Raw genomic sequence first — 13030 nt, forward strand, 5'->3', positions numbered from 1 at the left:
GAGTTTCGGATACTCCAACAGTATTGGCTGCCCCTGTGACTGTGAAATCCTCTCGGCAGATTGTTTTGCAATCCGCCTGCCGGGTAATCGATGCAGCCCTTCGGCGGTCGCCGCAAGGCAATGGCCATGTTCAGGGCCCGGATTGCCAGGCCGCGCTTCATTCGGTTCGACACGGCCCAACCGATCACCCGGCAAGAATGCAGGTCCAGAATGACGGACAGATAGACCCAGCCTACGCGTGTCCAGACATAGCTGATGTCGGCCACCCATTGCTGATTGGGCGCATCTGCGTAAAGGTCACGGTTCAACAGATTGGGCGCGATATTGAAGGCATGGTTGCTGTCCGTGGTCGCCTTGAAGTTTTTGTTCCGCTTCACCTCAATACCATTCTCGCTCATCAGCCTACCGATACGGAGGTGCCTAAATTCAAAGCCCAATTCCTTCAGTTCCTCTGTCATGCGGGGGCGGGCATAGCTCCCCGAAGACAAGGCGAACTGTTCGCGAATGTGCGCAAATACCACCATGTCCTTCCGCTGGCTGTGACTGAGCGGACGATTGCGGTAGGCGCGATACCTTCGTGGGTTTACATCCGTTATCGCTACAAAAGGTCCAGTGGACCTTTTGCTAAACGCTCAAACTCTGGCACAGTCGATCAACCGGCAGCATGTCAGCGTTCTTTGCAATGAAAGCAAACCTCATTTGCTTCGCTCCGCAAAGAACTGGGTGGCCCTTTTTCGCAGATCCCTCTCCTCCCGAAGCATGCGGTTCTCTTGCCGCAACTCGGCGACCTCGCGATCGAGATCAGACTGGGCGGCTGGCTTCTCAGGATAGAGGTGGTCTTGCTGGATACAACGGCTAAGCGTTGAGAAGTCGACGCCAAAATCCGCTGCAAGCGGCCTACGCGGCAGACCGCTGGTTAACGCTACACGCACTGCCTCTGCGCGAAATTTCCGAGGTTGGTTGCTGTGCCAAAATGTTACTCCTTTGTGGCAAAATACCAACCCAAAGGAGCGGAACAATTCCGTGACAGGTCCAGGGCACCTTTATAAATGAGTGGAAATCCCAAAAATGGGGTTACGCAAAATAAAGCGTCCTTCTAATGCACCCTATGGTTAACACTTCTTCCTGATTAAGTCGCCCAAAAAGCAATCGGCCAGTCCGTCCTCGCCCCGTTGGTGGGGACGGGCGCGCCTTATGCAGCGCTGACCATGCGGCCCATGTGTCTGCCGCCAAGGATATGCAGGTGGTAATGCGGCACCTCTTGCACCCCATGCTCGCCGGCATTGGTGATGGCGCGGAACCCCTCGCCGCTGTCCAGTGCGACACCGGTCATTGCGCATACTTTTGCCGCTGTGCGGTGAAAGTCCAGGATCTCGGCGTCAGTGGCCTCGGCGCAAAAATGGTCAAAACTGACATAGGGCCCTTTGGGGATCACCAAGACATGCACAGGTGCAGAGGGGCTGATGTCGTGAAACGCCAAAGTGTGATCTGTCTCTAGTACTGTTTTATTTGGAATTTCCCCGCGCAGGATACGGGCAAAAATATTCTGGTCGTCATATGCAAGTGCCATAGCTCAATCCCCAAAGAGGTCTTCGGTTTGTGCGATCTCTCGCGCGCTCTCTGGGGGTATACCAAGGAAAGCGGCCAAAGCCATGGCATTTTCTGCTATGGGGGCGGTTTCGCGGAGACGCTGCAGGTTGTTGAAATTGGCATCGCGGATTCGGTCGCTCTCAAAGCGGAGGTCTTGGCGGATGGTGGTCAGCAGGCTGTTGATTACCTCTGGCGGGGTGTTGTCGCCGGCAAGGTTTACCCGCCCCGCATGGCCAATTAGATAGGGATCACTGAACTCGCATTCCACCTCTAGCAGGCGCAATGTTGACCGGTCGCTCGCGAAGTCATGCATCAGGTCAATGTTCGCGGGATCAATGCACATGATCAGCGTGTCTGTTTGCCAGTAGTCGTAGAGCATCCGAACCAGGGCGCGCCGGTGTCGTGTGCGCTTTTCCAAAGAGGATTGGATACCGCCAAGATCAGGCAAGGGGGTTTCTGCCTCGTTGAACAAATAGTCGACGGTGGGCATCCCGGTAACACTGCGGATCCGTTCCGCCAGACGTTTGGCCACATGCCACTTTTTGGAAATGACCATCAACAACGTACGGTCCCGCCCGAGGCTGTTGCCAGTTTCCCAGAATCGCGGGGTAAAGCGGCGACCAATACGACCGCGCGCTGTCAAGAATTCAAACAGTGTTCGCCCCTCGTCAGAGATCGAAAAGCGCTCGCCCTTGGCGGAATACAGCTTGCCCAAACGCTCTTTCAACTCCACCGCCTCATCCGAGATTTTGCGCGCGAACAGGTAGTTCTGGCTTAGAAGCAGGTTGTAGTGGTCATTGTAAAAGGTGACGGGCATCCCATAGTCGGTGAACATCAAGAAGGTGAGCGTGCGGGTTTCAATCTCGCTTTGTGGGATGAGATGGCGCACGAGCGTTTGGAAAAACGTCTCATCCGGGATCCATGTTGTGCGGAAAAACCGTATCACATCGGGGCGCTCGTCACAAAACGCCAGCAATATCTCAATCGTGTTGCGGCGCAGGCACCACCACTGGCTGCCGATCTGGATGTCCAGATCGGACGGTGGATTGCGTTTCAGGCCAAGCTGTTGCTGGATCTGCAACGAGGTGTAAAACAGCTTCTTTTGCGTCCGCTCATTGAACCAGTGACGATAGATCAGACGCTCTTCCTTGATCCCGGTCCGGATCCAGTCAGATTTGAAGAAGTCGAAGCTTTCGATGTAATCGGTCTTGGCGGGGGCCAGAAACGCGTGCATGAATTCGGCTGATCTGATCGGCATGCAATCGCCCGAAAGCATATAAAAGTGGGTGGCAAGCGGGAAAGCATCGACCGCGGTGCGCACCGAAAGCAAAGTTGCCGCAACAAGGCTCCACCCGCCCCAATCACATTTCAGCCGTCTGGGTGTGAATACGACCGAGGAATTTCCGGCAAGTTTCAGGCGGATGCGGTCGAAATCAGAAGCTTTGGCGCGGGCGTCGAAGTGGATCACGATATAATCGCCGCCATCAGTCAACCGATTTGCCTGCGCGATAACGCCGTCGGGGTCTTTGTGGCACAAAAGAATATAGGCTATTTTTGCCATGTGGTCTGTCTAAGCCCTCTTTTGGGTCATTCTTTTCATAATGGCTTTAACAACCATTGAAAAGACAGCGTTTCTTTGCTTTTTAGAAATGAATTTCTCCCATGTTCCCTAAATGAGAGATCAGAGGCTATGGAGGCGACGGATTATGGGTTTTCCGGGTACATGGATGACTGAAAGTGAAAGCGTCATTTACCGTGTCGTTCCGAAATGCGCATGCTCGACCATTGGTCAGATCATGTATTATTCCGATCACGGGCGCTTTTTTGAGGGCGACATCCATGATTCAACGTCGGGCCTGCACAAATGGGCGCAAGAGCATAGCCAACCCTTGATCGAGCAGCGCGCAAAGGCGCGCGATACCTATGCTTTCACCTGCGTACGTAATCCCTATACACGGATACTCTCTTCCTTTTTTGACAAGATTTGCGGTATTCAACGCAATGGAAAACGCTACCGCGGCAACCTTGTGCCACTTTTGGTCCAGAAATACGGGATTGAGGTGGGCGGCGTTGATGGCAAGCAGGAGTTTGACCAGATCAAGAGCTTCCGCCGCTTTTTGCTATTCGCCCGTGATACGATCCGTTGGCGCAAGCCGATGGACCCGGATATTCACTGGTCGGCCATGTCTGGCCATGTCTCGACGTTCATTACGAATGGGGGGCGTTATGATAAAATCGTTCTTACAGAACAGTTTGACGACGGAATGCAAGCCGTGCTCAATGCGATCGAGACGCCCCATCAGGTTGATTTGAAAGCAATTCCGCGGTTCAATGAAAGCGAGGGGCACGGCCCGAAACGCGCCCATCCGGTGGGGGAGTATTTCGACGATCTGTCGATGCATCTGGTCTGGGAGATTTACAAGCGCGATTTTCAGCTGTTCAAATATGACTTCGAAAATCCCGGAAATAAAATGCCTATTGGCGAAATTGATCTGGATGAAGTGCACGCTAAACTGGGCGATTAAACGCGGTTGGCAGTGGGGTCCATCACAGAAGGCAGCGTCTTTGGCTGCGCCTTGTTTTATCTGACTTTCAGTCATTACGCCCGGCGGTTGGTAAAATTGCATTGCCCCCTCTTTGATTGTTGACTTTTTTTCGCAGAGGCGTATGTCCGGCAGTGGGACACCCTTCCCCAACGAAGGGGTTGATTCATGCTTAATTTATCCTTTTTTTACTGATAGTTACGGGATTTTGTTTTGCGGATTGTGTCAGGCTTGTGTCAAAAAGCACATCGGTGACGGTCTTGTCTTCTAAGGCGTGGCCATAGGTCCGAACCACAATTGCCGGATCTTTCCAGCCGCCGCGCTTGGCGATGGTCACAGGGTCAAAGCCTGCCCGTAGCATGGCGGTAGCAAAGCCATGGCGGCAACAGTGAGGCGTTAGGCGTTCAATTCCGGCCCGCTCGATTACGTTATCCCATGTCTTCTTTACGCTGCCCGATTCCGCATATCCGAACACTAATTCGGCAGGGTTGCGGTTGCCGCCGATGCTGGCCATAGCAGCGATAACGGTGGGTGAAAGATGCGCTGTGCGTGTCCAAGGCTTAGGCTTGTCACCGGACAGCTTGGCGGTGTTCGAGTTCAAATCCACATCATCCCAGATCATCCGCACAGCCTCACCAATACGCGCCGCAGTGCCAAACATAAAAAAGCAAAGCGCAGCTAAGTGAGGCAAGTTGTCCGTTTTGGCTTGATCAGCGAAAGCCGTTACCCACTCACGGGTTGCCGGTATCTTTACGGCTGGATTGACCGAGTAGCGCTTCACCTTCACAGGTGCGCACCAGCCCAATTCTGCCGCGTGGTTGATGATCGCCAATGTCGGCGCGATAACTTGGCGGTTACGAGTTGCGCCTTTTGCGTTGGGATAGAGCTTCACCGCAGCGGCAAGGATTGCGCCGGAACTGATGTTGCGCAGAGGTGTGTCCTTGAAATGCTCGCACAACTTCAAAAGGAATCGGGTCGATTTGCCTGCATCAAGATAGGCGTTTGCGGCATTGGCAAAGGTCACATGCGCTCCCGGTCCATCGAGATGATGTTTCCATTCACGGGCTTCTGCTTCCGCCGCGACCCTTTGGGCAATGGCTTTGTCAGTCGTGCGCGTAGTGCCTCGGAATCGCCCGTTGGCGGTGCTGCCCCGATAGTGCCAGATCTTGCCGCGCTTGTGGATTTCGTGTGGCATTCCATAGCCTCCATGAAGGACGAAACGTGATGCGGAAACATTACAGTGCGTTTGCCGATTTTGGCACGGCAACCTAATGCTCGAACGGTATCAGCTACCGCTCTAGGTGACGCGCCAAGATGCGCCGCCAATTCTGCCGGGGTCGTGTATTCTGGCAAAAGGGCGGGGCAGTTGGTCATTAGTCTGATTCGCCCAATACAGGGTTGTCCTGATGCCATTGTAGCTGCTTGTCAGTTTCGACCCGCAACGCACGGATAGGAAAGTTTAGATACGACGTTGAGGCGGAAAATAGAGAGTCGATGCCCCGCGCTGTCACATCGTTTGAGATAAATACGTTCCCGTCGTCCATGAACATCAGGACCGGAGGGTCGATGTCATCAGGGTAAAAGTCAGGCTTGAAGTAATAGCGCAAGTGATTGACCAGCTCCTTATAATCCAGCTGGAATTTACTATGTACTGCACATGCAATCTTGCCTGCCTCAATACTGGACATGCCCTGCTTAAGGAGCGTAGAGAAGATTTTCAGCATGACAATCCCGTCGCGGTCGAAAATTCGGGCGGCACCCGGTTTCGTTTCTGGGACACAAGGCAGATGCTGATGCATAGCCGCCTCATTTAATTTCTGGGGTTCAAGGCCTGCCAATTGACAAGACAGCTTCGCGCGAGCTCTGATCATTTCGATATCCTATTGCTATATACAATAGGTTGGTAGCAAAGCCAATTGTATATAGCAATAGCTTTTTGCGGAAACGGCATCTGCTTCACCTCGCACGCCAGCGCCTGCTGCGAAAAGCGGCGATTATCTATTGCTCGATTGGCGGCTTTGGCCGATGTTTCACGGGGCATATTTCCTCGCCTCGAGAGCGGGGCAAAAAATTGCACCCGCCGCGTTAGCCGCTATCCGCTCGGCGTTCGAAACTGCCAAGGTTGAGTTTATGGCGGCGAATGAGGTTAAAAAGAGTATAGGCACTGATCTGCCCACGTAACAATAATTTTACCGATCTTGTGGATGATGCTTCTATGAAAGATACTATGTATGTATAAGTAGATATGAAGATTGGAGAACCCTTATGAAGAATCCGGGAAATAAGACTTTCCGTCGCGGTTTCGTGACGGGCTTTTCTTCACCTTATCGCTTTGTATTCGGTGGTTCTACGGCTTACACTAACGCTCCGCGCAATAGAGTAGGATTGTCTTGGATCAATGTTGGGCGTGCGATGAGATCTGCACTTGAACAGGAAAGACATAATATTGGGGAAACTTCCAGCGCCACACCCAAGCGAGGGTGACATGTCTTCGCGTGCTGTTTCTGCCGTTCTGAAGATTGAGGATGCAATTGAGCGTGAGTTAGAAGGTAAGGTCCAAAAACGCGAAATTACTGAGGTTGCTCGTCGAATAACGCAGATTGCGGTTAGCGAGCAGTTTTCGGGCCCTATGCCTCACCCCAAGCATTTGCGTGAGTATGACGAAATATTACCGGGCGCTGCGGAAAGAATACTTTCAATGGCAGAGCAAAATCTTGAACATAGCATGGGCATGGATCGTACTGTTATTGCAGCAGAAATCGAGGATACGAAACGCGGTATGCGCTATGGCGCTTGCCTGTTCTTCGCACTGATACTCGGGGCCTTTGCGTCCTTGTTCGTCACCAACAACCCGATAGTACCCGGCCTGTTTTTGGGCGCTGCTGCAATCGGTGGAATTGTTTCATTCATTAAAGGTCGAAATGGAAAGTAAACAGCCCTTTAAATGCCTATAATATATCGCCCCTGTGGAAACTTTGATTGAATCACCTGCATGTGGCTGGATAAATGCTGGGCAGTGCCATCGGATGCAATGGGCTTGGGCGCCGCGAGTGCAGGTTTTTATGTGCCCACCGACTTATGGGGTTGCTTGTGGGTGCAAACGAGAACCCACAAGCAACCTGCCTATCTCAATCAGCCCAGTCGATGAATGTGAGCGCGTCCCTTAGCGCCGCCCCTTCGATCCCGGACTCTTTCGCAATCGCAAGGGCTTGGATCATGGTGGAAAGCGCCCGCGCCTTGCCGCCTGCATCGAAAGCCTGCATCGGCCTCACACAATCAATCAACACATCGCTGCCCAGCTTGGCTGTGGCCTCCTCTGCCATCAGCATGGCAATGGGTTGCAGTACAAGTTGAGCAAGGTGGCGTTGCGCCTCTCTCACCATCGGCCCGGTCGTTGAGCCATTGGCAAGCGCAGGCAGGACGCCAAACACCATCGACACCGCATCCCGCGCCGCGCCCAGACTTTCGCCCGCCATCGACCTGGACAAATCAGGGGTTAGGTCGCGCGGTTGCCAGTCTTGCTGTGGTGCTGGCCCGCCCGCCGCCGATACGTTCACCGACTCTCGCAAGATCACGCGGCCCCGGCTTCCCCGGAAAGCGCGGCTCAGCCGTTCTTTTTCGGTTTCGTCGGCCTCTGGAAATGGCACAACCTGAGAACCCAAAGGCGCAGTTTGGTAAACCTCGGCCAATGCGGATTCTATCGCTTGCATCATCCCGGCTGTAAGCGATGCCCGCCCCAATGGTGCCGAACCCAGATAAGGCGTTGCCGTGTCACAGCCGATCCTAAAATGTAGCACCTCGGCCGCCAATGCGGTTTCAGATCGCCCGCCGCCAGCCTCGGCCACGGTCACACGGTAAGCGGTTGGTTTTGAATTGCGGGTTTTCAAATCCCAATCGGTGCAGGGAATAAGCCCGGTTTCCCTAATCAGGAATAAGGCTTCCCCACGCAAGGCCAAGGATCTTGCCGACAAGGCCATGCAAGCCCGCGTCAACATGTCGGTGCCAGACACATCGGCAAGGGCCAAGCCCGATTCCCACAGCGTCACACAAGCCTGCACCGTTGCAGTCAGTTCACCGATGCCAGACGCGCCGGAAATGTAGCTTTCCCGCGCTGCCATGATTTGCGCCGTGTATCCCGAACCGCTGGAACGGGTTTCGATTGCCATTTTTTGTTTGAATGGCCACATCACGTTGCCCTCCGATAAGGGCGCAGCAGGTCAGCGGCGCCGGAATTGATCATTGCCCGCGCCATCCACGCAGGGTTGCGGCTGAAACTGCCGCTAAGGTCGCCGCCGATTGAAAAGTTTACAGACGACGCCCCTGACCTGCCCTTGTGCATACTCGGCTTGATGCCGTCCGAAACGTATTCAGCCAAGCGCCGGAACGCCTCCGACATAGCCGCCGGGACCGTGCCGCCGCCAACCGTTGCAGTGATCCGGTAAGGGCCATCTGACACCAGCCGGAAGCCATCCGGCGCGGGTGATAGTTCAACCGTCGACCACGCCTCACCAGCCCAGACTTGCGCCGCGTTTACCGTGGCAGGGATCAAAGGTGGCTCCCAATCCCCCGGCCCCTCGACCGTCCAAACAACAGCCCGCGCCGTGAACCGGTGGCAAACATATGCCTCGATACGCTGCCAGATAAAGACAGGATCAAGCGCCGCCGCCTCGGTCGAAAGCCCGGTAGGTGCATCTGGATAGGTGGCGACCGTCTCCACCTGTTTCAAAGTGACCGCCATGTCAAAACCTCCATCGGTTCAAGGTGCGTTGCAGGCCCGTGCTTTCCGGTATGATCACGCCGCCCGCGCTGCGCTCCTCCACTTTGGTTTCTTTGTAGGCAGGGACAGTGACCATCGAAAACTCATAGAGAAGTGCGGAAAAGATCGTGCGGATAAGCGCCATCCCCTCGGCTGGATCTTCCTCTGTGGTTTCCTCTGCATTTGGTTCGACCCGTTGGGGCGGAATGCGAAACCCCGGCGATATGCCCACGACAAGCCCCGCGCCAAAGCCTGCAAAGAAGTCCTGAACATAGCTGGCCTTTTGCAGTTCTGGAGATATGACCGCCTGAAACGTCACTGCCTCCGGTGTGTCTGCCACGAAGAACGTACCGGCCGCGCGACTGGCAATGGGGCGGTCATAGTCATGGCCGATCAGCAGGTGAATATCCTCCTCCGGCTTGTCGATACGATAGGCAAACGCGCGTGACGCGAAAGCCTCTTTTTTGGGTCGCCCGGTTTTGCCGCCATCTGACAGAACCGCGCGGGAATTATAGGGGAATGCGCCTGTCAGGCGGCGCGAACCATCGCGCGCCGCCCTTAGTTCAAGCGCCCCGATTGCGCCGCCTGTCTGCATTAGCTTGCCGCCGTTTGAACAGCGGTCAGGATTTCAAGCTGCGCAGGGCGCGCGACTGTCACGTCCATTGTCGCCAGTGCCGTGATGCGCAGCCCGCCGCTTTGTGCATCCGAGTAAGGATCGCGGATCACGTCAACCGCGCCCCATGCCCCGACAAAGATAGGTGCGACACCGCCCGCGTTGGTAGTCAGAAGCGCCGTTGTGGGTTTGAACGCCGCCGATGGTGTTGCAAGCGCGTTGGTGGTCATAGCGATGTTAGCCGCGGGGATATTGGCAAGCATCCGATCCCATTCAGAAACAGCCGTGCCGCTGATCAGTGCATCATCCATAAACGCCCAAACCTCTGGCCGGATCATGGCCTTCACCGCCGCAGGCGAACCCGCCGCGTTGCCTAGCATGAACCGCACCACAGCCGCGCGGAACGCCGCCCAGCTTGCCGCAGCCGATACCGCTGTGCTTGTGATGCCATAAGTTGCCGCGCCGGGGATGATGCCCAAGGGTTGCCCCGCAGCGCCAGACCCAAGGAATACAGCTTGATCCATTGCCGCGCCCATTGCGCCCGACATATCGCGGCGGATCGCTTGTTCCAGCGCCGCCCCCGATTGTGCCAGAGCCTTGCGGGTAATGCGCATTTGAACGCCAAGGTTATGATCAGGCGACATAGCCCGGTCAGTTGTGGCGTAGGTTGTCGGCCCCGCAACATTGCCAGTCTCGGTCGTTGCCCAGCCCGCCGATACCGCGCTTGTGGTGACAGGCCACGCCACGGAACCTTGAGGGATAGAGATCATCTGCGCGCCCATTTGGCTGGCAACGCTGCCCGGAAAAAGGCGGTCAATAATCGGTTGTGTCTGGACAGGTGACGGGGTGCCTCCGGCCACAGTTTCGCCCGCGCGTTGTTCCAAAGCCTGCCACGGTACAGGGATGCCACGAAAGCCCCCGGCGCTGCGCAACTCTTGCACGATTTCCGCCGTGCGGCCATCCAAGGCGCGGCCCTCGTCCAAGTTCAAAGCGACTTGGCGCAATTCAAACCCGGCCATCAATTCGGCCCAATCAGTTCCTGAACGGGTTTCCAATTCTGCCCCGGCGTCCCGACGTTCGGTATCCTCGGCGATCAAGGCCGCGCGGTATCGGGTTTCGTTGTTGCGGTATTCCAGATCAAGCACGCCCATGTTGCGGGTTTCCTCCTCGGTCGCGCTTTCATTACCTACAAGGCCAGCAAGGGCTTGGCGGATTTCCGACTGGCGTCGGCTGATTTTAATGGAATCAAGCATTTGATTTTCCTTTATGCTCGTTGGGGTTTTGCAGGTCTTTGACCAGCTTTTTCCAAGCCTCGCGCTTGGGGTTGAGTTGGCCTAAGCCGATCTCAATTCGGGTTTTCCGGGCATGGCAACGACCGCAAAGGCATTGCAGATTGCCCAGAGAAAAAGATAATTCGGGATGCGTTTTGACAGGCAGGATATGATCGACCTCAAGACGCCGCCGCTCTCCACACTGGACGCATTGCCAGCCGTCTCGCTCCAGCGCCAGCAATCGCATCGCTTTCCAGCGCATTGTTTTGCAGACCTTGGCCGAATGGTTTTGATAATCTTGGCGGCGTTTGCTCATACCCACAGGAAGCCCCCCGCAGCTTTGGCAGTACGGCCCGTCATTCGCGCACCCTCTGCCACGGCCAACACCGTTGCAGCCGCCGCATCAATCCGCCCGGTGGATCGCGCCTTTGCAAGTTTCAGGTTGTTGGCCGGATCGCGCAGACAGACAGCATCAGCAAAGGCGGATCGCAGCAACAGCGATGGAACAGTTTTAACTTTCCCGTCAAACGCCGCCCGCCGAAACCTCTCGCAATCCTCGCCGCCGTCCCGAAACCCCATGCCACGCCATACGATAGGCGCACGAATACCAGCCTTGTCGATAGCCTCGCCAAGTTCGGCCTGTTTGTATCGGTCGGCTGTGATTGCCGCGATTGTCTGGCCTTCCACATGGCGCAACACCTCCACCAGCCAAGGCGCGACTGGCACGGTAGCATCCCCCAGAACAGTCAGTTCTCCCCGGTCTTGCATTTCCACATAGCGTCCAGAAACGCCGTCATTCTGGCCCCGGTCCAGCAAAGAAGGCCGCGCGGGGAAGGTGCCAAGACATTCGAGACGCCCGGTTTCAGGCCAGTAGAACGCCGCCCCCGACATTGACGCAGAGCCACCAAGGTCAATGCCGATCACAACTTGGCCTTGCCGCGCCGGAACCTCGGACGCCTCACAGGCCAGCCATTCGTCGGCCTCGATCAGCAGTTCCCGCGACTCGCCAGAAACGCGCTCATTGCGATTGTAGAGCCTGAAACTAGTCAGCGTGGAACCGCCCCGCGCAATGGCCCGCCGCGCTTGCGCCTGTAACCATTCGAGACTTGAACCGATGCCAGCCGCCGCGCCGGGGTTAGCGACACGCAGGCTTTCCAGATCATCAACAGGCAAGCCGGGTGCTGGCCGATGCTCTTGGCGGTAGACCCCCTCTTGTTCCTGATCAATCCAAACAGAAAACGGGTGTGTATCATCCGCCGCAGAGGTGGAAATGATCAGCGCCCGCCCCCCGCGTTTGCCGATCCCCGACAACAGCGCGTGTTCCAAATTGTTGCCCTTGTCGGCTTCCCAATGGCCGCGCTCATCCATCAAAACCAGCGTAGGAGCGCCGCCCAGAGCCGACTTGCCATCAGCCGCAAGCACTCGGATAACGTGGCCCCCATCGCCGCCCAGATACTCAATTTCAAGCCGGGGCGATGAACGGACCTTGAACAAGGCTTGTTCATCCTCCGACAGGGACCGCATGAAGCCAACACAGAAGTCAAAGGCAATCCGGCCCTGATCCCGCGTCCTCGCCGCTATCACAACTTCACGCCGGGGTTGATCATCCCAAACGCCCATAACCGCCCCAAGAGCGATGCCCGCCGACAGTGCCGTCTTGGCGTTGCCCCTGCCGATCGACAGCACAGCCACATTGATGCCTTCGCCCAAAGCGCCCTTGACGAATTGCTTTTGAAATGGTGCCAGCTTTACCAACTCGCCAGCCTTCGGACCCTCTGGAATTTTTAGGGATTCGAGAAAGTGGATTGCTTTGGTGGATGGCATCATGCGACGAATCTCCAACGGTTCTCAGAAAGATGGTTTGAAAATGGAATATGTTTTGATGATCTGTGCGGTGTTGACTGCGGTCGATGGCGACACAGTGAAGTGTGACGGCCAGCTTTTGCGGCCAATGGGCGATGGAGCCCCTTTTGTGTCTGGTTTTGACACACCCGAATTATTTGGGAAAAAGGACTGTGAAGCTGAGTTGCCCTTAGCCCGAGCCGCAAAGCAAAGAATGCAAGAATTGCTTTCTTCAGAAGGCCTGACAATTGAAGACAGCGGGCAAGTTGATAACACTCAAACGCACAGACCTCTGGTTGTTTTGCGACTTCCAGACGGGACAACAATAGGCCAGCGGATGATCGACGAAGGCTTCGCCCGCAAATGGACACCTGAGTATAAAGCCGACTGGTGTAGCTGATACTTGGGGTAAAAC

General features: G+C 55.6%; 14 protein-coding genes and 1 pseudogene. 4 read left to right on the forward strand and 11 right to left on the reverse strand.

Annotation, left to right across the window (positions count from 1 at the left end; translation table 11 throughout):
* Positions 1-17: 17 nt before the first annotated feature.
* The 3 genes and pseudogenes from EOK75_RS21460 to EOK75_RS18185 form a co-directional block, all read right to left on the reverse strand.
* Positions 18-1001 (reverse strand): annotated as a pseudogene (locus EOK75_RS21460) (IS3 family transposase); the annotation flags it as partial.
* 191 nt (positions 1002-1192) lie between these two features.
* Positions 1193-1570 (reverse strand): histidine triad nucleotide-binding protein, encoded by a 378-nt coding sequence (locus tag EOK75_RS18180; RefSeq protein WP_137195418.1) that lies wholly within the window; start codon positions 1568-1570, stop codon positions 1193-1195.
* Positions 1571-1573: 3 nt separating this feature from the next.
* Entirely contained in the window at positions 1574-3151 is a 1578-nt protein-coding gene (locus tag EOK75_RS18185) for a DUF5928 domain-containing protein (RefSeq protein WP_137195419.1), read from the reverse strand.
* Positions 3152-3296: 145 nt separating this feature from the next.
* Between EOK75_RS18185 and EOK75_RS18190 the strand changes: the two genes are divergently transcribed.
* Entirely contained in the window at positions 3297-4115 is an 819-nt protein-coding gene (locus tag EOK75_RS18190; protein ID WP_137195420.1) for a sulfotransferase family protein, read from the forward strand.
* Between the two features lie 190 nt (positions 4116-4305).
* Here EOK75_RS18190 and EOK75_RS18195 read toward each other — a convergent pair whose 3' ends face one another.
* Complete coding sequence (locus tag EOK75_RS18195; protein ID WP_240794088.1) at positions 4306-5157, reverse strand: tyrosine-type recombinase/integrase; 852 nt, start codon at positions 5155-5157, stop codon at positions 4306-4308.
* Here EOK75_RS18195 and EOK75_RS21465 point away from each other — a divergent pair, their 5' ends adjacent.
* A complete protein-coding gene (locus tag EOK75_RS21465; RefSeq protein ID WP_240794089.1) occupies positions 5158-5358 on the forward strand; it encodes a hypothetical protein in 201 nt (66 codons plus the stop codon).
* A gap of 148 nt (positions 5359-5506) precedes the next feature.
* On the opposite strand, the gene EOK75_RS18200 is transcribed toward EOK75_RS21465, so the two are convergent.
* Entirely contained in the window at positions 5507-6004 is a 498-nt protein-coding gene (locus tag EOK75_RS18200) for a hypothetical protein (protein WP_205965513.1), read from the reverse strand.
* A gap of 614 nt (positions 6005-6618) precedes the next feature.
* Between EOK75_RS18200 and EOK75_RS18205 the strand changes: the two genes are divergently transcribed.
* On the forward strand, positions 6619-7065 hold the full coding sequence (locus EOK75_RS18205) for a DUF2335 domain-containing protein (RefSeq protein ID WP_137195423.1): 447 nt from the start codon (positions 6619-6621) through the stop codon (positions 7063-7065).
* Between the two features lie 196 nt (positions 7066-7261).
* Here the strand turns inward: EOK75_RS18205 and EOK75_RS18210 are convergent, their stop codons facing one another.
* The 6 genes from EOK75_RS18210 to EOK75_RS18235 are packed head-to-tail and all read right to left on the reverse strand — an operon-like array spanning position 7262 to position 12600.
* Positions 7262-8320, reverse strand: coding sequence for a phage portal protein (locus EOK75_RS18210; RefSeq protein ID WP_137195424.1), 1059 nt, complete (start codon positions 8318-8320; stop codon positions 7262-7264).
* On the reverse strand, positions 8320-8871 hold the full coding sequence (locus EOK75_RS18215) for a hypothetical protein (RefSeq protein WP_137195425.1): 552 nt from the start codon (positions 8869-8871) through the stop codon (positions 8320-8322). Before EOK75_RS18215 ends, EOK75_RS18210 begins: the two co-directional genes overlap by 1 nt.
* Position 8872: 1 nt before the next feature.
* Positions 8873-9484: an HK97 family phage prohead protease gene (locus EOK75_RS18220; protein ID WP_137195426.1), complete on the reverse strand. Its 612-nt coding sequence runs from the start codon at positions 9482-9484 to the stop codon at positions 8873-8875.
* Positions 9484-10755, reverse strand: coding sequence for a phage major capsid protein (locus tag EOK75_RS18225; RefSeq protein ID WP_137195427.1), 1272 nt, complete (start codon positions 10753-10755; stop codon positions 9484-9486). Before EOK75_RS18225 ends, EOK75_RS18220 begins: the two co-directional genes overlap by 1 nt.
* Positions 10748-11089, reverse strand: a complete 342-nt coding sequence (locus EOK75_RS18230; RefSeq protein ID WP_137195428.1) for an HNH endonuclease — start codon at positions 11087-11089, stop codon at positions 10748-10750. Before EOK75_RS18230 ends, EOK75_RS18225 begins: the two co-directional genes overlap by 8 nt.
* Entirely contained in the window at positions 11086-12600 is a 1515-nt protein-coding gene (locus EOK75_RS18235) for a terminase large subunit domain-containing protein (RefSeq protein WP_205965514.1), read from the reverse strand. The genes EOK75_RS18230 and EOK75_RS18235 overlap by 4 nt, the downstream gene beginning before the upstream one ends.
* On the opposite strand from EOK75_RS18235, the gene EOK75_RS18240 reads away from it, so the two are divergent.
* Complete coding sequence (locus EOK75_RS18240; RefSeq protein ID WP_240794090.1) at positions 12599-13015, forward strand: thermonuclease family protein; 417 nt, start codon at positions 12599-12601, stop codon at positions 13013-13015. The two genes, EOK75_RS18235 and EOK75_RS18240, sit on opposite strands and share 2 nt — an antisense overlap.
* Positions 13016-13030: the final 15 nt, after the last annotated feature.

Source organism: Pseudorhodobacter turbinis, assembly GCF_005234135.1.
GTDB classification, from domain to species: Bacteria; Pseudomonadota; Alphaproteobacteria; order Rhodobacterales; family Rhodobacteraceae; genus Pseudorhodobacter; species Pseudorhodobacter turbinis.